This window comes from Streptomyces sp. Mut1 (assembly GCF_030719295.1).
Taxonomy (GTDB): Bacteria; Actinomycetota; Actinomycetes; order Streptomycetales; family Streptomycetaceae; genus Streptomyces; species Streptomyces castrisilvae.
Map to the genome: position 1 here is coordinate 2274271 of NZ_CP120997.1, position 20751 is coordinate 2295021.

Annotated in this window: 19 protein-coding genes; 2 read left to right on the top strand and 17 right to left on the bottom strand. The window is 73.0% G+C overall.

What is annotated here, in order from left to right:
• Positions 1 to 44: 44 nt before the first annotated feature.
• From P8A18_RS09740 to P8A18_RS09775, 8 genes are all read right to left on the bottom strand, one after another.
• Entirely contained in the window at positions 45 to 1001 is a 957-nt protein-coding gene (locus P8A18_RS09740) for a WxL protein peptidoglycan domain-containing protein (RefSeq protein WP_371933654.1), read from the bottom strand.
• A gap of 94 nt (positions 1002 to 1095) precedes the next feature.
• Positions 1096 to 2427 carry a beta-xylosidase gene (locus P8A18_RS09745; RefSeq protein WP_306053473.1) on the bottom strand — a complete coding sequence of 444 codons (1332 nt, stop codon included), beginning with the start codon at positions 2425 to 2427 and terminating at the stop codon, positions 1096 to 1098.
• A gap of 376 nt (positions 2428 to 2803) precedes the next feature.
• The gene (locus P8A18_RS09750) at positions 2804 to 3157 is read right to left on the bottom strand and encodes a cytidine deaminase (protein ID WP_306053474.1); all 354 of its coding nucleotides are present in this window, start codon (positions 3155 to 3157) and stop codon (positions 2804 to 2806) included.
• Between the two features lie 55 nt (positions 3158 to 3212).
• On the bottom strand, positions 3213 to 3566 hold the full coding sequence (locus tag P8A18_RS09755) for an MmcQ/YjbR family DNA-binding protein (RefSeq protein WP_306053475.1): 354 nt from the start codon (positions 3564 to 3566) through the stop codon (positions 3213 to 3215).
• Positions 3563 to 4858, bottom strand: coding sequence for a hemolysin family protein (locus P8A18_RS09760; protein WP_306053476.1), 1296 nt, complete (start codon positions 4856 to 4858; stop codon positions 3563 to 3565). Before P8A18_RS09760 ends, P8A18_RS09755 begins: the two co-directional genes overlap by 4 nt.
• Positions 4855 to 5352 (bottom strand): rRNA maturation RNase YbeY, encoded by a 498-nt coding sequence (gene ybeY / locus P8A18_RS09765; RefSeq protein ID WP_018551655.1) that lies wholly within the window; start codon positions 5350 to 5352, stop codon positions 4855 to 4857. Before ybeY ends, P8A18_RS09760 begins: the two co-directional genes overlap by 4 nt.
• 9 nt (positions 5353 to 5361) lie before the next feature.
• Positions 5362 to 6408, bottom strand: coding sequence for a PhoH family protein (locus P8A18_RS09770; RefSeq protein WP_306053477.1), 1047 nt, complete (start codon positions 6406 to 6408; stop codon positions 5362 to 5364).
• Between the two features lie 131 nt (positions 6409 to 6539).
• Positions 6540 to 7646: a PfkB family carbohydrate kinase gene (locus P8A18_RS09775; protein ID WP_306053478.1), complete on the bottom strand. Its 1107-nt coding sequence runs from the start codon at positions 7644 to 7646 to the stop codon at positions 6540 to 6542.
• A 357-nt stretch (positions 7647 to 8003) separates the two neighbouring features.
• Here P8A18_RS09775 and P8A18_RS09780 point away from each other — a divergent pair, with 357 nt between their 5' ends.
• The gene (locus tag P8A18_RS09780; RefSeq protein ID WP_306053479.1) at positions 8004 to 9359 is read left to right on the top strand and encodes an MFS transporter; all 1356 of its coding nucleotides are present in this window, start codon (positions 8004 to 8006) and stop codon (positions 9357 to 9359) included.
• Here the strand turns inward: P8A18_RS09780 and P8A18_RS09785 are convergent.
• From P8A18_RS09785 to hrcA, 9 genes are all read right to left on the bottom strand, one after another.
• Complete coding sequence (locus tag P8A18_RS09785; protein WP_306053480.1) at positions 9323 to 10315, bottom strand: adenosine deaminase; 993 nt, start codon at positions 10313 to 10315, stop codon at positions 9323 to 9325. The two genes, P8A18_RS09780 and P8A18_RS09785, sit on opposite strands and share 37 nt — an antisense overlap.
• Before the next feature lie 45 nt (positions 10316 to 10360).
• Positions 10361 to 11269 (bottom strand): ribonuclease Z, encoded by a 909-nt coding sequence (locus P8A18_RS09790; RefSeq protein WP_306053482.1) that lies wholly within the window; start codon positions 11267 to 11269, stop codon positions 10361 to 10363.
• A complete protein-coding gene (locus P8A18_RS09795) occupies positions 11269 to 11628 on the bottom strand; it encodes a histidine triad nucleotide-binding protein (protein ID WP_306053483.1) in 360 nt (119 codons plus the stop codon). The genes P8A18_RS09790 and P8A18_RS09795 overlap by 1 nt, the downstream gene beginning before the upstream one ends.
• Positions 11629 to 11788: 160 nt before the next feature.
• Positions 11789 to 15010 (bottom strand): S41 family peptidase, encoded by a 3222-nt coding sequence (locus P8A18_RS09800; protein WP_306053485.1) that lies wholly within the window; start codon positions 15008 to 15010, stop codon positions 11789 to 11791.
• 138 nt (positions 15011 to 15148) lie between these two features.
• Entirely contained in the window at positions 15149 to 15676 is a 528-nt protein-coding gene (locus P8A18_RS09805) for a hypothetical protein (protein ID WP_306053486.1), read from the bottom strand.
• A gap of 72 nt (positions 15677 to 15748) precedes the next feature.
• On the bottom strand, positions 15749 to 16495 hold the full coding sequence (locus P8A18_RS09810; protein ID WP_306053487.1) for a 16S rRNA (uracil(1498)-N(3))-methyltransferase: 747 nt from the start codon (positions 16493 to 16495) through the stop codon (positions 15749 to 15751).
• Positions 16492 to 17565, bottom strand: coding sequence for a nitronate monooxygenase (locus P8A18_RS09815; RefSeq protein WP_306053488.1), 1074 nt, complete (start codon positions 17563 to 17565; stop codon positions 16492 to 16494). Before P8A18_RS09815 ends, P8A18_RS09810 begins: the two co-directional genes overlap by 4 nt.
• Before the next feature lie 109 nt (positions 17566 to 17674).
• The gene (gene dnaJ, locus P8A18_RS09820; protein WP_306053490.1) at positions 17675 to 18811 is read right to left on the bottom strand and encodes a molecular chaperone DnaJ; all 1137 of its coding nucleotides are present in this window, start codon (positions 18809 to 18811) and stop codon (positions 17675 to 17677) included.
• Positions 18812 to 19828, bottom strand: coding sequence for a heat-inducible transcriptional repressor HrcA (hrcA, locus tag P8A18_RS09825; RefSeq protein ID WP_018551644.1), 1017 nt, complete (start codon positions 19826 to 19828; stop codon positions 18812 to 18814).
• Between the two features lie 184 nt (positions 19829 to 20012).
• Here hrcA and P8A18_RS09830 point away from each other — a divergent pair, with 184 nt between their 5' ends.
• Complete coding sequence (locus P8A18_RS09830) at positions 20013 to 20744, top strand: MBL fold metallo-hydrolase (RefSeq protein WP_306053492.1); 732 nt, start codon at positions 20013 to 20015, stop codon at positions 20742 to 20744.
• Positions 20745 to 20751: the final 7 nt, after the last annotated feature.

Sequence of the window (20751 nt, forward strand, 5' to 3'; positions counted from 1 at the left end):
CCTCGGGGCACCGAGGCGCCCGCCACGGCCCCCGGGGCCCCGCTTCACGCGGCGCGGCGGCGTCTGCGCCGGGCCCGTGTCCACAGCGCCGCGCCCCCGGCGAGCAGGGCCACGAGCACCCCGGCGACCAGCCAGGGCAGGGCGAAGTACGAGGCGGAGGCGGACTCGCGGGTCTCGCGGGCGGTCGCGGTGAGGGTGATCTCGCCCCACTCCAGCTGCGGCGCGCCCGCCCACTCCTCGGTGAGCCGGACCGCCTGGTGCGGCAGCAGCTCCGAGGGGACGTGCTTGAGGTCCCGGGCGAGCAGGGTGCGGCCGAAGAGCCCCTTGGCCTTGAGGGCGACCTCGGGGTCGAGCGTGACGTTGCCCCGGTTGCGCAGGGTGTACGAGATGACGGCCCGGGACGTGCCGGTGCCCGGGACCAGGGGCTGGGTGTGCTCGACCTTCACGTCGTCCACGGAGAGCGCGGGCATCGTCGGGCCGTTGACCCGCAGATAGATCCGGGCGCCGACGGCCTTCTGGATGCCCACGGCGACGGCGCCCGCGTCGGCCGGGTCGATGCGCTCGTCCAGGGCGACGAGAGCGCCGGGGTGGTCGCCCGGCTCGGCGTCCTCGGGGACGCGGATGGTGACGGGCACGGTGACCGAGCCGTGCGGCTTCACGGTGACCCGGTCGCGGCCCGCCGTCGCCCAGGCCCCGACGGCACGCTGCTTCTCGGCGCGTGAGCGGACCGCGAAGCCGCCGTCGCGCGCGGTGTTGTAGGCGTCGGCCGCGTACAGCCGGAAGGTGAGCGGTGTGCCGGTCTTGTTGGTGACGGTCACCCGGTCGGTGAGGGTGGCGCCGGGGTCGGCCGACAGATAGAAGTACGGGCGCCCGCCCGCGTCGGCGGTGGCCGGGAAGACCGACCAACTGCCGTTGTCGGCGGCGCCGGCGGCAGGGGCGCCGAGCAGGATCAGGGCCCCGGTCAGCAGGGCCGACAGAAGGACGGACAGCTTGGAACGCACGGTGCGGGCCCCCAGGGTGCACGCTCGGGCGGGATGGGCCGGCCGGGTGCGCGCCCGGCCCACCGGTTGATCACGGGACACACCCGAGGGGCGCTCAGGTGAGGGTGAGGGTGAGCACCCCGGTGTACGCGCCGGGGGCGGTGAAGGCCGGTACGTCCAGCGCCAGCCGGGCGTCCACGGTGAACTCGCCTCCGGTGAGCGTGCCGTCCGGCGTGGACGCCAGGGTGGCTCCCGCGCCGCCGACCGTTCCCTTCGACCCGGCCGCACAGGTGCTGGGGCTGCCGGACTTCGTCTCGCAGACCGGGTCCCAGCCGAGCGCCGAGGCGCCGATGGCGGCCCCGCCCGGTCCCGTGAAGTCGGTGACCTTGCCGGTCAGGGACCAGCCCGCGGGGCCGCCGCGGAAGTCCTTGACGATCACCGTGTTCAGTGCGCCCCTGGAGGCGCCGCCCTGCCCGAAGTCGACCGCGGACAGGGCGACCGAGTCCCCGGCCTGGGTCATGGAGAGGGTGCCCGCCTGGACGGAGGAGGTCAGCCGCTGGCTGCCGTCCGGCGTCTCACCGCCGCCCTGGGTGACGGTGTAGGGCTGCGGCCCGGCGCCCTTGTCGGGGTCCCAGGCGGCGCCCTCGTAGGCGACGATGCCGGTGGTGGCGGGGTCGTTGACGGTGAGCTGCCCGCTGAAGGAGCCCGAGCCGTCCGCCTCGGCCGTCGCGGTGTCGCCGGTCCGCGCGTCCCCGGCGCGGCCGGCGAGCGTGACCGGGGCGCCCGCGGTGAAGCCGGTCCCGGTCACGGTGACGGGGTCGCCGGCCTTCCCGGAGGCCGCGCCGAGCCGGATGGACCGTTCGTCGACCTGGCCGCCGCCGGAGGCGATGATCGTCTGAGAGACGGGGGCAGGCGGATCGGTGACCGTGCAGGGCGTGTCCAGCTCCATGATGTAGCCGGTGTGGATGTTGTAGTCGCCGGGCGAGAGCGTGATCTCGCCGGGGGCGGTGACCGTGAAGGTGCCACTCATCGAGAACGACGGGAACGCCCCCTTGCCGGGCACCGGCTCGTTCTTCTTCGGGCCCGCCACCGTGATGTCCCCGGACTGCGCACCCGCGACAAAGACCTTGCCGGTCGGCGTCATGATGTCGGCGGGCAGCGCGAGGTCGACCGGGTTGCTCGCGGCGGCTTCGACGACGGTGTACGTCACCGTGACGGTGTCGCCGACCTTCGGGGCGGCGTTGTCGACGGTGATCTCGGCCGAGGTCGTCCCGTCGATCGGCGGGATGCCCGCGATGGCGGGCGGAATGCAGTGGGTCGGGAAGTCCACCGCGACCGAGGCCGTCGCCATGGCCTGCGCCGGCCCGGCGAGCAGCCCTCCCCCGGCGACGACGAGCGCCCCGGCCCCCAGCACGGCGGCCCAGCGCCGGCCCCGGCGGCGACCCACCCGGCCGCCGGACCGCCGATCTCCGAGCCACCGGCCGCCGGACCGCCGGTCTCCGGACCACCCCGCGCCGGACCACCCGGCATCGGACGCTCGCACGCCGGTTCTTCCCGCACCGGCTCTTCGCTCGTCGGCTCGTCGCTCGTCGGTTCTTCGGATGCCGGTACGTCGGCTGGCTGGACGCATGGAGCCCCCTCCCGCGGAATCCGGCGCGACGGCTCGTCCGCGCCGGGCAGGGGGCCATTGATGACTCCGGCCGGAGAGAAGTCAATGGAATCGTCCGGCGCCGACTGATGGGCCATCAGATGCTGTCAAGATCCGCTCGTACCGGCGCCCCGCCTCCCACACGCGGGAGGCGGGGCGCCGGTACGCGAGAAGGTCAGCCGGCCGTGACGCTGAGCCGCAGCTGCCCGTCCGGCCCGGCCAGCAGCACGGGCGTGTCGGCCCCGCCCAGGTCCCGTACGGCGGCCCGGTCCTCGTCGGAGGGGGTCTCGGCGTCGGAGACGACCGCGGCGGCCTCCAGGGACGTCGCCCCGCTGGCCACCGCCATCGCGACGGCCGTCCGCAGCGCGCTGAGCTTCAGCGACTCCAGCTCGACGGTCCCCGCCACATACGTGCGTCCGGTCTCGTCCCGTACGGCCGCGCCCTCCGGCACACCGTTGCGGGCGCGGGCGCTGCGCGCGAGGGTGACGATCTTGCGGTCCTCGGCGCCGAGGTCGGTGCTCTCAGTCATGTGCCGAGCATACGAAGCCCGGCGCCGACCCGGGCACGCGGGAGCCGGCCGGGCCCTACGGCCGGTCCAGCCGCAGCCGCTCCGCCTTCGGGAGGCCGGCCACCACCAGGTCGTAGCTGTCCTCGATCAGCTCGCGCAGCTTCGCGTCGGGCAGTCCGGACACGGTGACGGTGTTCCAGTGCCGCTTGTTCATGTGCCACCCGGGCACCACCGCCTCGTACTCCTCGCGGAGCCGCACGGCGTCGTCCGGGTCGCACTTGAGGTTCACCGTCAGCGGCCGTGCGTCCAGCGAGCTCAGCGCGAACATCTTGCCGACCACCTTGAAGACGGACGCCTCCGGGCCGAACGGGAACTCCTCGGCGCTCGCGTTGAAGCTCAGGCAGAAGGCCCTCAGCTGCTGCGGTGTCATTCCGGGACGTCCTCCTCCTCGGAAGCCACCGGCTCCACCAGCACCGTGACGATCTTGTTCCGCCGGCCCGCCGGGGATTCGGCCGTCAGCCGCAGCCGCCGCCCGTCGGGGAGTTCGACCTCCGAGAAGGCGCCGGCGATCGGAACCCGCCCCAGCGCCTTGGCCAGGAGCCCGCCGACCGTCTCCACGTCCTCGTCGTCGTACTCGTCGAGCCCGAACAGGTCACCGAGGTCGCCGATGTCGAGCCGGGCGGTCACCCGGAAGCAGCCGTTCTCCAGCGCCTGGACGGGCGGCAGTTCGCGGTCGTACTCGTCGGTGATCTCGCCGACGATCTCCTCCAGGATGTCCTCGATGGTGACGATGCCCGCCGTGCCGCCGTACTCGTCGATGACGACGGCGACGTGGCTGCGCTCCTGCTGCATCTCGCGCAGCAGGTCACCGGCGTTCTTCGTGTCGGGCACGAACGCGGCGGGGCGCATCGCCGTGGAGACCGGATCGGCCTCCGACTCCCGGTTGATGTGCGTCTTGCGGACCAGGTCCTTGAGGTAGACGATGCCGACGATGTCGTCCTCGTTCTCGCCGGTGACCGGGATCCGCGAGAATCCGGACCGCAGCGCGAGGGTGAGCGCCTGGCGGATCGTCTTGTAGCGCTCGATGCAGACCAGGTCGGTGCGGGGCACCATCACCTCGCGCACGAGGGTGTCGCCGAGCTCGAAGACGGAGTGCACCATGCGGCGCTCCTCGTCCTCGATCAGCGACTCCTGCTCGGCGAGGTCCACCATGGCCCGCAGCTCGGCCTCGCTGGCGAACGGGCCCTTGCGGAACCCCTTGCCGGGGGTCAGCGCGTTGCCGATGAGGATCAGCAGCTGCGGGACGGGGCCCATGACCCTGGCCAGCGGCAGCAGGACGTACGCCGCGGCGGTGGCCGTGTTCAGCGGATGCTGACGGCCGATGGTGCGCGGGGAGACGCCGATCGCGACGTAGGAGACGAGGACCATCACGCCGATGGCGACGGCCAGCGCCTCCCAGGTCTCCGGGAACTCCTTCAGACAGGCGTACGTGACGAGCACCCCGGCGGCCATCTCGCAGGCGACCCGCACCAGCAGGGCCATGTTGAGATAGCGCGTCGGATCGGCCGCGACCTGTTCCAGCTTGCCGCTGCCGCGCCGGCCCGAGCGGACCGCCTCGGCGGCCCGGAAGCTCGACGTGCGGGCGATACCGGCCTCCGCGCAGGCCGCGAGCCAGCCGACGACGACCAGCAGGACGACGCCGGAGATCAGGGGCAGGCTCACGAGAGGGTCGGGGCGGGGGACGGGCCGGTCAGCCCGTGCTCACCGCGCCAGCCGTCCACGATGGCCGCCTGGAGGCCGAACATCTCGGCCTTCTCGTCCGGCTCCTCGTGGTCGTAGCCCAGCAGGTGCAGCACTCCGTGGACGGTGAGGAGCTGGAGCTCCTCGTCCATGGAGTGCTGCGTCTCGGCTTCCTCGCCCTGCCGCTTGGCGACCTCGGGGCAGAGCACGATGTCACCGAGGAGCCCCTGCGGGGGCTCCTCGTCGTCCTTGGCCGGCGGACGCAGCTCGTCCATCGGGAAGGACATGACATCCGTCGGGCCCGGCAGGTCCATCCACTGGATGTGCAGCTGCTCCATGGCGGCGCCGTCCACCACGATCACCGAGAGTTCGGAGAGCGGGTGGATCCGCATGCGCGCGAGCGCGTAGCGGGCGATGTCGAGGATCGCCTGCTCGTCGACCTCGGTTCCGGACTCGTTGTTGACGTCGATCGACATGGTGCGCTGCTACTGCTTCCCGTTGTGGCGGCCCCGGCCCTTGCCGTTGCCGTCCTGATCGCCCTTGCTGTCGTACTTCTCGTACGCGTCGACGATACGGCCGACCAGCTTGTGCCGGACGACATCCTGGGAGGTGAGCCGGGAGAAGTGCACGTCGTCGATGCCCTCCAGGATCTCCTGCACCTGGCGCAGACCGCTCTTGGTGCCGCTCGGCAGGTCGACCTGGGTGACGTCACCGGTGACGACGATCTTCGAGTCGAAGCCGAGGCGGGTCAGGAACATCTTCATCTGCTCGGCGCTGGTGTTCTGCGCCTCGTCCAGGATGATGAAGGCGTCATTCAGGGTCCGTCCCCGCATGTACGCCAGCGGTGCGACCTCGATCGTGCCCGCCGCCATCAGACGCGGGATCGAGTCGGGGTCGAGCATGTCGTGCAGGGCGTCGTAGAGCGGGCGCAGATACGGGTCGATCTTCTCGAAGAGCGTGCCGGGCAGGAAACCGAGCCGCTCGCCCGCCTCGACGGCCGGACGGGTCAGGATGATCCGGCTGACCTGCTTGGACTGAAGGGCCTGGACCGCCTTGGCCATGGCGAGGTAGGTCTTGCCCGTACCGGCGGGGCCGATGCCGAAGACGATCGTGTGCTTGTCGATCGCGTCGACGTACCGCTTCTGGTTGAGCGTCTTGGGGCGGATGGTGCGGCCGCGGCTGGAGAGGATGTTCTGGGTGAGCACCTCGGCCGGGGTCTCGGCCCCGTCCGCCTGGCCGTTGTCACTGGCCTTGAGCATCGCGATCGACCGTTCCACAGCGTCCTCCGTCATCGGCTGACCGGTGCGGAGCACCAGCACCATCTCGTCGAACAGGCGCTGGATCAGGGCGATGTCCGCCGCGTCTCCCGTTGCGCTTATGTCATTGCCCCGGACGTGGATGTCGGCCGCCGGGAACGCCGCTTCGATCACGCGCAGCAGCGAGTCGCCCGCTCCGAGCAGCATCACCATGGGGTGAGCGGCCGGGATGCTGATGTGGGCACGCGCCTGCGGCTGTGTGGGTGACTGAGTCATGGGCCGGCCCTCGGGCCTGCGCATACCTCCCGTTGCAGGGTTCTCGCTGCTCGAAAACCTCTTCTGCACCAAGCCTACGACTCCGCACCGACAACACCAGGGGTTTTCACGGGCGGTAGCTGTCGGGGAGGTTACGAGCGGAAGCCGATCGTGGGTACGGCCCGGCGCAGCGGCCAGGGGCGGGCAGCGGCCGGCAGCAGGTCCTGGAGGAAGGCGTAGCGCTGGAGCGCGGCCGGGTCCTGGCCGGCGCAGGTGCGCACCTGCTGCCACCAGGCGGCGATCTCCGCCCAGCCGGGGGCCGACAGCGAACCGCCGAACTCCTGGACCGAGAGGGCCGCGGTCAGTCCGGCGAAGGCGAGGCGGTCGGCGAGGGGCCAGCCGGCCAGGGTCCCGGTGACGAAGCCCGCCACGAAGACGTCGCCCGCCCCGGTCGGGTCCAGCGCCTCGACCTCGATGGCGGGGACCTCGGCGGCGGTGCCGGTGGCCGCGTCGACCGCGTAGGCGCCCTCGGAGCCGAGGGTGACGACGGCGAGCGGTACGCGTTCGGCCAGTGCGTGCGCGGCGGCGCGGGGGCAGCCGGTACGGGTGTAGCGCATCGCCTCCTCGGCGTTGGGCAGGAAGGCGTGGCAGTGCTCCAGGCCGCTCAGGGCGTCCAGGTCCCAGCGCCCGGTGTCGTCCCAGCCGACGTCGCCGAAGATCAGGGCCCCCTGGCGGGCGGCCTCGGCGACCCAGGGCTCGCTGCGGCCGGGGACGAGCGAGGTGACGGCGGCGCGTGCCCTGGGCGGGCAGCGGGGGAAGGCGGGGGCCTCCGGGGACGCGGTGGTGGGCAGGGCCGGGGCCTCGTGGCCGTGCGAGACCATCGTCCGCTCGCCCTCGTACGCCATCGAGACGGTCACCGGGGAGTGCCAGCCGCGGACCGTGTGCGACCGCGAGAGGTCGATGCCCTCGCCCTGTTCGAGCGCGTCCCAGCAGTACTCGCCGTAGTGGTCGTCGCCGAACGCGGCGGCCAGCGAGGTGTGCAGGCCGAGTCGGGACAGGGCCGTGGCCATGTTGGCGACGCCGCCGGGGCTGGAGCCCATGCCGCGCGCCCAGGACTCGGTGCCGCGCACGGGGGCGGTGTCCAGGCCGGTGAAGACGATGTCGAGGAAGACCGTACCGGTGAGGAAGACGTCGCAGTCGGGGTCCTGCGGTGCGCGCAGCCCGTCGAGCGGGTCGATGTCGGGTACGTCAGCGCTCACCTTGCACTCCCCGGTCGTGGCGGTTGCGGCCAGTGTGCCCGATTTCCGGTGGCGTGGGCCGTGTGCACGCCGGACTCCTGTTCACCGGCACTGACCTGCGTAAATACGCGCAGCTACCCAGCCGCGCACGCCATAAACACAAACGTGATCCACATCACATCACGTCGGCTTTCGGCGCGCCGGGAGCACTTGATACAAATTGGCCCGCGAGCACCGTTGGCGACGTACCCGACGGAAGCGCCGATTTCATCGTATTTACGCATCACCCCTCTTCGCATTGCCTCTCTTCGCATCACCCTCTTCGCCTCACCCCTCACCCCCCCTCTGCCTTCTCAGGCATGCCCTTCAGGAACGCCCATGTCCTCGCGCCCCCGCGCCGCGTGGCCCCTGGTAGCCGTGTTCACCGCCGGTTACCTCGCCTCCTATCTCCTCCCCACCATCGTGGGACGTCTCTCCGTCCACCTCGGCCTCAGCACCGCCCAGGCGGGGCTGGTCGGCAGCGCCCTGCTGCTGAGTTCGGCCGCCGCCGGCTTCGCCCTGGCCGGGCGCGTGGAGAGGTACGGGCCGTGCGGACCGGCACGGGCCGGACTGATCCTTTGCGTAGCGGGGTACAGCTGCGCGGCGCTGGCCGGGTCGGTACCGCTCGTGGTCGCCGGCGCGGCGGTCGGCGGCTTCGGCTCCGGTACGGCGACCGCCGTCGCGGCGGCCGGCATCGCCGCCCAGCGCGACCCGCACCGCACCTCGTCCCTGGGGCTGCTGAGCGTGTCGGCGACCGCGGGCGCCCTGTACCTGACGATCCCGCACCTGGGCGGCGGCCACCGGCTGCCGTTCGCCTCGATCGCCCTGGTCGCGCTGCTCGTCTGGCCGGCGACTTCCCGGCTCGGCGGCTCCGTCCCGGCGGGACCGGCCGTCCCCGCGGCCGGCCGGCTGCCGCACCGCCGCTCCGGTCTGGTGCTCGCGGGCGGCATGCTCGTCTGGTCGATGGCGCAGAACGCGCTGTGGGGCGTCAGCAGCCGGATCGGCGTGGTCCAGGTCGGGCTGTCCGAGGTGGCCATAGGCGCGGTGTTCGCCGCCGCCCTCGGCGCCGGTCTGCTCGGCGTGATGGGCGCCGGGATGCTCGGCTCCAGGTTCGGGCGGGCGGTGCCGATCGGAGTGGGCACGGCGGTCATCGCGGGGAGCATCGTGCTCAGCTCGTCGGCGGGGAGCCTCCGCTCCTTCGCGACCGGCGAGATCCTGTGGAACACCGTCTACCCGGTGGTCCTGTCGTACCTGATCGGCCTCGCCGCCTCGCTCGACGTGCGCGGCCGGTGGGCGGTCCTTGCGGGCTCGGCCTCATCGGTCGGCGTGGCCTGCGGCCCGGTGCTCGGCAGTGTGCTGTCCGAGGAGGCCGGATATCCGGTGATGGGGCTGATCCTGGGCGCGGCGACCCTGCTGGTCGCGGCTCCGGTGACGGCCGTGGCGCTGCACACCGGTGGCCGGCCGCTGGTGCCGGGTTCGGTGCGGCGCAGGGGTGGCGCACCGGTGGCCCTGCTCGCGGTCACCACGGGTGCGGTGCCCGGCGCGGTGCCGAAGGTGGGCGCGCCCGAGCAGGCCGTCACGGAGATCAGCGTCCCGGCCCTGCGCCGCAGGCGGCTGGGCAGGAGCGCGTTCCGGACGGCCGGCCCGGAGGACGGCGGTCAGTCGAACGCGTACGCCTCGACCTCGGACAGGTAGCGCGCCCTGCGCTCCTCGTCGTGGTCGAGGAAGGCCGCCTCGAAGGAGTTGCGCGCCAGGGTGCGCAGCTGCTCGTGGTCCAGGCCGAGTGCCTCGTGCACGGCGTGGAAGGTGTCCGCGACGTACCCGCCGAAGTAGGCGGGGTCGTCGGAGTTGACCGTGCAGAGCAGCCCGGCGTCCATCATGGCGGGCAGCGGGTGCTGCTCCAGGGTGTCGACGGCCCGCAGCCGTACGTTGGACAGCGGGCACAGGGTGAGCGGGACGCGGTCGGCGACCAGCCGCTTCACGAGGTCGGGGTCCTCCAGGCAGCGCAGTCCGTGATCGATGCGCTCCACGCCCAGGACGTCGAGCGCCTCGCGGATGTAGGCGGGCGGCCCTTCCTCCCCCGCGTGGGCGACCTTGCGCAGCCCGAGCGCCCCGGCCGCCTCGTACACCTCGCGGAACTTCGCGGGCGGGTGGCCGGCCTCGGCGGAGTCCAGGCCGACGGCGCTGATCTGGTGCAGGTGCGGCTTGGCCGCCTCCAGGGTCTCCAGGGCCGATTCGGCGGACTGGTCGCGCAGGAAGCACATGATCAGCTGGGTGGAGACGCCGTGCTTCTCCTCGCTGCGCTCCAGCGCCCGGCCCAGGCCCTCCACGACGGTCCCGATGGGCACGCCGCGTGCCGTGTGCGCCTGCGGGTCGAAGAAGATCTCCGCGTGACGCACGCCCTGGGCGGCGGCGCGGGTGAGGTAGGCGTCGGCGAGCTCGGTGAAGTCGTCCTCGGTCCGCAGCACCGCCATCAGCGCGTAGTAGAGGTCCAGGAAGCTCTGGAGGTCCTCGAAGAGGTAGGCGGTGCGCAGGGCCTCGGTGTCCGCGTGGGGCAGGGTCACACCGTTGCGCGCGGCGAGCGCGAAGGCCAGTTCGGGTTCGAGGGTTCCCTCGATGTGGAGGTGAAGTTCCGCTTTGGGGATGTGCACGGTGTCTCTCGCTCAGGCATGTGGTGCTGGGTGGTTCTACGGGGTCTACGGGTGACGGCTCGGCACCGCTACCCGCATCAGATCCTGGGCCACGGTCAGCTCGCCCTCGTACCCGGCCCCCCTGGCCTCGGCCTCGAAGGCCTCGGGGTCCGGGTAGCGCTGGGAGAAGTGCGTGAGAACGAGGTGCCGTACGCCCGCCTCGCGGGCGACCCGGGCCGCCTGCCCCGCGGTCAGGTGGCCGTGGTCGGAGGCGAGTTTCCGGTCCTCGTGGAGGAAGGTCGACTCGATGACCAGCAGGTCGCACCCCTCCGCGAGCGCGTACACGCCGTCGCAGAGCCTGGTGTCCATGATGAACGCGAACCGCTGTCCGCGCCTGTGCTCGGAGACCTGGCCGAGCGTGACACCGCCGAGGGCGCCCTCGCGCTGGACGCGTCCGACGTCCGGCCCCGCGATGCCGTGCTCGGCGAGCTTCGCCGGCAGCATCCGCCGCCCGTCCGGCTCGGTGAGCCGGTAGCCGTACGACTCGACGGGGTGCGAGAGCCGGTGGCTGTCGAGCGTGTACGCGGCGGTGGTGGCCAGCGGTCCGTCGGCGGCGACCGGGGCCTCGGTCAGCTCGACGGACTCGCGGTAGGCGGTGGCGTACCGCAGCCGGTCGAAGAAACGCTGCCCGCTCGCCGGGTAGTGGGCGGTGACGGGGTGCGGGACCTGGTCGAGGTTGATCCGCTGGATCACCCCGGCCAGGCCCAGCGAGTGGTCGCCGTGGAAGTGCGTGACGCAGATCCGGTTGATGTCGTGGGCGGCGACGCCGGCCCGCAGCATCTGGCGCTGGGTGCCCTCGCCCGGGTCGAAGAGGATGCCCTCGCCGTCCCAGCGCAGCAGGTAGCCGTTGTGGTTGCGGTGGCGCGTCGGGACCTGGCTGGCGGTCCCGAGGACAACGAGTTCGCGTGCGGACATTATCCGGGGGGCCAGGCGAGACCGCGGCCGCCCAGGACGTGGGCGTGGGCGTGGAACACGGTCTGTCCCGCGCCGGCCCCGGTGTTGAACACGACCCGGTAACCGGTCTGGTCGACCTTCTCGTCGGCGGCCACGTTTCCCGCCTCGCACAGCACGTCGGCGAGCACCTGCGGCTCGGCGGCACCGAGGGACGCGGCGTCGGCGTAGTGGAGGCGCGGGATGACGAGGACGTGCGTGGGGGCCTGGGGGTTGATGTCGCGGAAGGCGACGGTGGTGTCGGTCTCGCGGACGATGGTGGCCGGGATCTCCCCCGAGACGATCTTGCAGAACAGGCAGTCGGGCTGCGGTTCTCCTGCCATTGCTTGCGCGCTCCTTGGTCTGGGTGATCCGTTGCGGGCCAGCCTATCCGGGCGGGCCCGGGGGCCGGCCGCTTCCGGGGCGGCGCCCCGGTCTCGGGAAGGGGCGGGGTGGGGAGCGGGCCCGCCGCGGGCGCGACGGCCCCGCTCCCCACCCCTCACCTCACTCCGGAAGCCCCGGCGGCTCCGGCGCCGTCTTCGCCGGCGCCTCCGTCAGCGACTCCAGCGCGATCCGGACCGCCTCGTCCAACTGCGGGTCACGCCCCTCCGCGTGGTCCCGCGGCGTCATGACGACCTCCACGTCCGGGTCGACGCCGTGGTTCTCGACGCCCCACCCGTACCCCTCCAGCCAGAACGCGTACTTCGGCTGGGTGACCAGCGTGCCGTCGACGAGCCGGTAGCGGTTGTCGATGCCGATCACGCCGCCCCAGGTGCGCACGCCGACCACGGGCCCGATGTCCAGGGCCTTGATCGCCGCGTTCACGATGTCGCCGTCCGAGCCGGAGAACTCGTTGGCGACGGCGACGACGGGCCCGCGCGGCGCGTCGCCCGGGTAGCTGGCGGGGCGCATGCCGCGCGGCAGGTCCCAGCCGACGATGCGGCGGGCCAGCTTCTCCACGACGAGCTGCGAGGTGTGGCCGCCACGGTTCTCCCGTACGTCCACGACCAGGCCCTCGCGCGCCACCTCGGTGCGCAGGTCGCGGTGGATCTGGGCCCAGCCGGAGCCGACCATGTCGGGGACGTGGAGGTAGCCCAGGCGCCCGCCGGACCGCTCGTGCACGTACGCGCGCCGGTCGGCGACCCACGCGTGGTAGCGCAGCGCCTCCTCGTCGTGGACGGGCACCACGACGACATGGCGCCTCTCGCCGCCGTCGGCCGGCGAGACGGTCAGCTCGACGGGCTTGCCGGCCGAGCCGGTGAGCAGGGGCGCGGGGCCGGTGAGCGCGTCGACGGGGTGGCCGTCGACCGCCAGGATCGCGTCCCCGGGCCGGACGGCGACGCCCGGCGCGGCGAGCGGCGAGCGGGCGGCCGGGTCCGAGGTCTCGGAGGGCAGGATGCGGTCGATGCGCCAGCTGCCGTCCTCCGCGCGGGAGAGGTCCGCCCCGAGCAGCCCCTGCCGGGCCGACTCGTCGCGCCACCCGCCGGGCGGGGTCACGTAGGCGTGGGAGGTGCCCAGCTCGCCCTGGACCTCCCAGAGCAGGTCGATGAGGTCGTCGTGGGTCGCGACGCGCTCCAGGACCGGCCGGTAGCGGTCCAGGACCCCGTCCCAGTCGACGCCGCCCATGTCGGGGCGCCAGAAGTTGTCCCGCATGACGCGGCCGGCCTCGTCGTACATCTGGCGCCATTCGGCGGCCGGGTCGAGGGTGCGGCGGATGCGGGACAGGTCGACGGTGACGGGGTCGTCGTGGTCGTCGTCGGAGCTCGCGGGCACCCGGCTGTCGGACGGGACGACGGACAGCTTGCCGTGGCTGACGAGGGCGAGCCGCTTCCCGTCGCCGCTGACCGCGAAACGGCTGACGTCGGAGGTGAGTTCCTCGCAGCGCAGCTTTTCGAGGTCGTACCGCTCCAGGACGGTCTCCGGGCGGCGGGCGTCGGGGCCCGCCCCGCTCGTGCCGAGGACCCCGGTGACCGGGTGGCGCAGCCAGAGCAGCCCGTCCCGTGCGGCCCGGAGCGAGGAGTAGACGGCGGCCTCGACGGGAAGGGGCACGATCCGGTCGGCGAGGCCTTCCAGGTCGATGCGGGTGATGGGCAGGGCGGTGGGGTTGTCCTCGCCTTCGCCCCCCTTCTCCTTCTCGGTCGGCCGGCCGTGCAGCTGCGGCCCGAACGGGGAAGGGGTGGTCGCCGCGAGCGTCAGCAGGTGCGGCCGGCAGGAGCCGATGAACGCCAGGTCGAAGACGTGGGCGTCGTAGATCGGGTCGAAGGCGCGCTCGGAGAGGAAGGCCAGGTGCTTTCCGTCGGCGGTGAAGGCGGGCGCGAAGTCCCGGAAGCGCAGCGGGGTGGCCTCGGAGACCGAGAGGTCCGCGATGTGGGCCAGCTTGAGCTGGCTGAGCGGCTCGGGGCCGGGGTGCGACCAGGCGAGCCAGGCGGAGTCGGGCGACCAGGCGAGCCCGGAGGCGTCGCCGTTCTCGCTGCGGTCCACCTCGTGGATCTCGCCGCTCTCCCGCTCCACGACCAGGACCCGCCCGTCGTGGGCGGCGACCGCGAACCGGCTGCCGTCGGGGGCGGGGGCCAGGTCCAGGACGCGGCCGAGCCGGCCGGCCGCCAGGCGGCGGGGCTCGGCGCCGGGCGCGGTGCCGGTGGCGGGGGCGCACTCCAGCGCGTCGTCGCCCTCGGCGTCGGTGACCCAGACGACGTGCTGGTCGCCGTCGGCCTGGAACGTACGGGGCAGCCTGGCCCGTACGCCGGGTTCGGCGGCGAGCGCGCGGGCGGGGCCCTCGCGGTGGGTGACCCAGTGGACGGCGCCCCGGGTGCAGACCGCGCTGCCGCGTCCGGTGCGGTCCGGGGACGCGCTGGTCAGGTGGCTGTCGGCGTGCAGCGGGTAGGGCTGGAGGTCGGCGCGCTGGCCGCCGAGCCGGATCTCGACGCGGCGGGGCTCCTCGCTCTCCAGGCTGTCCAGGAGCCAGAGTTCACCGGCCGACGCGTAGGCGACCCGGGTGCCGTCGGTGGTGGCGTGCCGGGCGTAGAAGCCGTCGGTGCCGGTGTGCCGGCGCAGGTCGCCGCCGTCGGGCAGGGAGGAGTAGAGGGCGCCGACGCCCTCGTGGTCGGAGAGGAACGCGATGCGCTCCCCCACCCACATCGGGCACTCGATGTTGCCGTCGAGGTCCTCGTGGAGGCGGGCGAACTCCTGTGGGTCGTCCCCGGCCGCGATCCAGAGCTTGCCGGCCGTGCCACCGCGGTAGCGCTTCCAGGTGGCGGCCTCGCGCCCCATGGTGGCCGAAAGCAGCAGGACCCGTCCGCCGGGCCCGTACGCGAGGGAGCCGACGGGCCCGTACGGGAGGGTCCGCGCGGGACCGCCGTCGACCGGGACGGCCCGAGCCCAGCTGCGGCGCAGCGAGACCTGGCCCTGGGTGCTCGTGACCAGTACGTCCCCATCGGGGGTCCAGCCGCGCACGGTGGTGCGGGCGTCGCCCCAGTGGGTGAGCCGTCGCGAGGGCCCGCCGTCGGCGGGGGCGAGATGCACCTCGGGCGCCCCGTCGCGGGTGGAGGTCCAGGCGACGAGGGTGCCGTCGGGAGATATGCGCGGCTGGGCGACTGGACGGTTGTCGGCGCTGATTCGCCACGCCCGTCCGCCGTCGAGCGGGGCGAGCCAGACGTCGTCCTCGGCTGTGAAGGCGATCAAGTCACCGTGGACATGGGGGTACCGGAGGTAGGAAGGCTGTGTCACACGGTTCAGCCTAGGCCGCGGACGTCCGAGGTGGTACGGGGTTGGCCGGAGTACGTCGTGGCACGGTGGAAGTGCGGCGCACATGCCCCTGGGATATGCGCCCCCTCGCACGTCCGGCCGCCCCCTCCGGAGCGGCGCTCACTTGCCGGGGTACGCGGTCACCGTCACCGTCACGGTGGCCGTCGGCCCGTTGACCGGCCCCGCGCCCCCGGCGGGCGGTGCGGTCGTGGCGGGGGCCGCGCAGTCGCCGAGCAGGGTGGCCCGGAAGACGGCGCGCCCGCCGGTCTTGGCCGTCATGTCTCCGCGTACGCAGCGGCCGTTGACCGCGTGGGTCACCCGGCCGTCGAGTGTGATCTTCTGCCTGTCCTTCGTCCTGCCGTCGCAGTGGACCTCGGCCACCCGTTGCGCGGAGGCGGATGCGGAGGCCTTCGCTTCGTCCTTGCCGAGGCCGGCGGTGCAGCTCAGCCAGCTCACGTCGATGCCTTCGTGCTCCAGCGCGCGGGTGGCGGTCCGGTCGGTGGTCACGGCGACGGCCGCGGTGTTCAGCGTGTCGAGGCCGTCGGCCGGTTCACAGGCGGTGAGGCCGGTGACGGCTGCGGCGGCGAGGCAGAGTGCGGCCGGAAAGCGACGGACCGCGCGACGGCTCCATGCCCTTGATGTCCCCATAAAGGCAGCTTCCCACCGCTCCTGACGGTGCGGTAGACCGCTTGTGGCCACAACCACCCCATCGGGGCGGGGTTACGACCAGCGCCCCGTGCGTCCCAGCAGCAGCGCCGTCGCCGCCGTGCCCGCCGTGGAGGTGCGCAGGACGGTCGGGCCGAGCCGGCAGACGCGGGCCCCGGCGGCCTGGAACACGGCCAGTTCCTGCGGCGAGACGCCTCCCTCCGGGCCGACGATCAGCACGATCTCACCGGCCTCGGGCAGGTCGACGGTGGCCAGCGGTTCGCTGTCGTGGCCGCGGTCCTCGTGCAGGATGGCCGCGAAGTCCGCGGTGGCCACCAGCGCGGCGACCTGCTTGGTGGACGCCGCGTCCGCCACGTCCGGGAACCGCACCCGGCGGGACTGCTTGCCGGCCTCCCGGGCCGTGCTGCGCCATTTCGCGAGGGACTTGAGGCCCCGGTCGCCCTTCCACTGGGTGATGCAGCGCGCCGCCTGCCACGGCACGATCGCGTCGGCCCCGGTCTCGGTCATCGTCTCGACGGCGACCTCGCCCCGGTCCCCCTTGGGCAGGGCCTGCACGACGGTGATCCGGGCGGCCGGGCGCGGCTCCTCGTGCACCGGGTCCAGGCCGCCCACGACCAGCCGGTCCTTGCCCTCGGCGGCCTTCACGACGCCCTCGGCCCACCGGCCGCGGCCGTCGGTCAGGACGACGTCCTCCCCGGCGTGCAGGCGCTTCACCGAGACGGCGTGCCGTCCCTCGGGCCCGTCGAGGACGAACTCGGTCCCGCCGGGCAGGTCTTCGACGACGAAGACGGGTGCCGTCACTGTGTACTCCTTGCGCTCACTGCCGTCCGTGCGGCGTCCAGTTCCTCGACGAGCAGCCGGACCAGCCGGCCCACGGGCAGCTCGCGGGCCATCCGGTGGCCCTGCCCCGCCCACAGCGCCATGCCCTGCGCGTCCCCGGCACGGGCCGCCGCCTTGCGCAGCGGGGAGGTCATGTGGTGGACCTGGGGGTAGGCGGCGGGGGCGTACGGTCCGTGCTCGCGCACGAAGCGGTTGACCAGGCCGCGGGCCGGGCGCCCGGAGAAGGCCCGGGTCAGCGTGGTGCGGACGAACAGCGGGTTGGTCAGGGCCTGTTTGTGCAGCAGGTGGGCGCCGGACTCGGGGCAGACCAGGAACGCGGTGCCGAGCTGGGCGGCGTCGGCGCCCGCCGCGAGCACCGCGGCGATCTGCGCGCCGCGCATCAGCCCGCCCGCGGCGATCACCGGTATCTGCACGGTCTCGCGCACCTGGGTCACCAGGGACAGCAGCCCGGTCCCGCCGCCGTCGGTCTCCGGGTCGTCGCGGAACGTGGAGCGGTGGCCGCCCGCCTCGGTGCCCTGGGCGCAGACGGCGTCGGCGCCGGCCCACTGCGCGGCCTGGGCCTCCTCGGGCGAGGTGACGGTGACGACGGTGTACGTACCGGCGGCGGCGAACGCGTCGAGGGTGTCGCGCGAGGGGCAGCCGAAGGTGAAGGAGACGACCGGAACCGGGTCTTCCAGCAGGATGGCGAGCTTGGCCTCGTAGCCGTCGTCCCCGCAGGCGTCGGTGTCACCGAGGGGCGTCTCGTACCAGGTGGCCTCGCCGGCGAGCTGGTGGCGGTAGACCTCCAGGGCACCCGGGTCGGCGAGCTTCTGCTGCGGCATGAAGAGGTTGACGCCGAAGGGCTGTCCGGTCAGCCCGCGCACCTGCTTGATCTCCTGGTACATGCCGTCCGCCGTCTTGTACCCGGCGGCCAGGAAACCGAGCCCGCCGGCATCGGCGACCGACGCCGCCAACTGCGGGCAGGACGGACCGCCCGCCATCGGGGCCTGCACGATCGGATACCGGCAGAGATCGGTCAATGCGGAGGACATGACCGCATCGTGTCATGTCCCTCCTGTCCCGTGATGCCCGCCCCACGACAGCTTTCGTCCGGTGCGGTACGGGCCCGGGGCCGGGCCCGTACCGGACGGACGGGTGCCGTCAGCGGCCGTTGAACGCGTCCTTCAGACGCGAGAACAGGCCCTGCTGGCCGGGCTGGAACTGGCCGGTGGGCCGCTCCTCGCCGCGCAGTTTGGCCAGTTCGCGCAGGAGGCGTTCCTGCTCGGGGTCCATCTTGACCGGGGTGGTGACCTCGACGTGCACGATGAGGTCGCCGCGTCCGCCGCCCCGCAGGTGGGTGATGCCGCGGCCGTGCAGCGGGACGGACTGGCCGGACTGGGTGCCCGGCCGGATGTCGACCTCTTCCAGGCCGTCGAGCGTCTCCAGCGGCACCTTGGTGCCGAGGGCCGCCGCCGTCATGGGGATGGTGACCGTGCAGTGCAGGTCGTCGCCGCGGCGCTGGAACACCGCGTGCGCCAGCTCGTGGATCTCGACGTAGAGGTCCCCGGCGGGGCCGCCGCCGGGGCCGACCTCGCCCTCGCCCGCGAGCTGGATGCGGGTGCCGTTGTCGACACCCGCGGGGATCTTCACGGTCAGCGTGCGCCGCGAACGGATGCGGCCGTCGCCGGCGCACTCCGGGCACGGGGTCGGCACGACCGTGCCGAAGCCCTGGCACTGCGGGCAGGGCCGCGAGGTCATGACCTGGCCGAGGAAGGACCGGGTGACCTGGGAGACCTCACCGCGGCCGCGGCACATGTCGCAGGTCTGCGCGGAGGTGCCGGGGGCCGCGCCCTCGCCGCTGCACGTCGTACAGACGACGGCCGTGTCGACCTGGATGTCCTTGGTCGTGCCGAAGGCCGCCTCGGACAGGTCGATCTCCAGCCGGATCATGGCGTCCTGGCCGCGCCGGGTGCGCGAACGGGGTCCGCGCTGCGACGACGTACCGAAGAACGCGTCCATGATGTCGGAGAAATTACCGAAGCCGCCCTGGCCGAACCCGCCCGCGCCGCCGCCCCCGGACTGGGAGAGCGGGTCGCCGCCGAGGTCGTAGACCTGCTTCTTCTGTGCGTCCGACAGGACCTCGTAAGCGGCGTTGATCTCCTTGAACCGCTCCTGGGTCTTCGGATCGGGGTTGACGTCCGGGTGCAGCTCGCGGGCGAGCCTCCGGAATGCCTTCTTGATCTCGTCCTGAGAGGCGTCGCGGCGCACGCCGAGTACGGCGTAGTAGTCCGTGGCCACTTACGACTCCGCCAGGATCTGTCCGACGTAACGTGCCACTGCGCGTACCGCTCCCATCGTTCCGGGGTAGTCCATGCGGGTCGGTCCGACCACGCCGAGTTTGGCGACTGCCTCGTCGCCCGAACCGTAGCCGACCGCGACGACGGACGTGGAGTTGAGCCCCTCGTGGGCGTTCTCGTGCCCGATACGTACGGTCATGCCCGAGTCCGTGGCCTCGCCGAGCAGCTTCAGCAGCACGACCTGCTCCTCCAGTGCCTCAAGCACCGGCCGGATCATCACCGGGAAGTCGTGTCCGAAGCGGGTGAGGTTGGAGGTGCCGCCGATCATCAGCCGCTCCTCCGTCTCCTCGACGAGGGTTTCGAGCAGGATCGAGAGCACGGTGGACACGGTTCCCCGGTCCTCGCTCTCGAAGGATTCCGGCAGGTCCTGCACCAGCTGCGGGACGTCCGTGAAACGGCGCCCCACCACCCGGCTGTTGAGCCGGGCCCGCAGATCGGCGAGAGACGTCTCGCCGAACGGCGCCGGGCAGTCGACCAGCCGCTGTTCGACCCGGCCGGTGTCCGTGATCAGCACGAGCATCAGCCGCGCCGGAGCCAGGGACAGCAGTTCCACGTGCCGCACCGTCGAGCGGGTCAGCGAGGGGTACTGCACGACGGCGACCTGCCGGGTCAGCTGCGCGAGCAGCCGTACGGTCCGGCCCACGACGTCGTCGAGGTCGACCGCGCCGTCGAGGAAGTTCTGAATGGCGCGGCGCTCCGGCGACGAGAGGGGCTTGACGCCCGCGAGCTTGTCGACGAAGAGCCGGTAGCCCTTGTCCGTCGGGATGCGCCCCGCGCTGGTGTGGGGCTGGGCGATGAAGCCCTCGTCCTCCAGCACCGCCATGTCGTTGCGGACGGTGGCCGGGGAGACCCCCAGCCGGTGCCGCTCGGTGAGCGCCTTGGAGCCGACGGGCTCCTCGGTTCCGACGTAGTCCTGAACGATGGCGCGCAGCACTTCGAGTCTGCGTTCGCTGAGCATCGCGCACACCTCCAGCTGTCTACCTCGGTGGTTCTCGGGCCGTTCCCGGGATTCCTCCTGGCACTCGGTGCGTACGAGTGCCAACGATCCCCGGTCAGTGTACGGCGACGGGGTGGTGCCCTAGCAAGGGCGACCGGCCACACCACTGCGGGAGCGCGCGGGCCGATGCCGATAGCGTCGCCGTATGGACGCCTCTTGGGAAGACTTCGGGTGGGAGCGGCTCGGTCACGGAGTGGGCCGTCGGCGCCTTCCGGTGTGGGACGCGACGGCCCTGCTGGTGGCCGGGGCGGACGGGGTGCTGCTCTGCGACACCGGTGCGTCGCTGCGTGAGGGGGTGGAGCTGCGCACCCAGGCGCAGGCGCTGCTCGGCCGGAGGGTGACGCACATCGCACTCAGCCACCCCCATTTCGATCATGTGCTGGGCACGGCGGCCTTCGCCGGGGTGCGCGTGTACGGCGCGGCGGGCACGCGGGACCTGATGCGGCGGGGGGCGGAGGAGCTGTACGCCGACGCGGTGAGCCAGGGCCTGCCCGAGCCGGACGCGGCCGAGTCCACCGATGTGCTCGTGGCCCCGGGCCACGAGGTGTCCGGGGAGAGCGCGCTCGATCTGGGCGGCGGCCGGAAAGTGCTGCTGGTGAACGTGGGCGCGGCGCACAGCGGCCACGACCTCGCGGTGCTGGTCCCGGGCTCCTGCGGCTCGCCCGCCCTCGTGTTCTGCGGCGACCTGGTCGAGGAGGCCGGTGAACCGCAGGCGGGCCCGGACGCCCGCCCCGCCCGCTGGCCGGGCGCGCTGGACCGGCTGCTGGCACTGGGCGGCGAGGACGCGCTGTACGTGCCGGGGCACGGCGCCGTGGTGGACGCGGCGTTCGTCCGGGCACAGCGCGAGGCACTGGCGGAACGGTTCGGCGTGTCGTAGCCCTTCC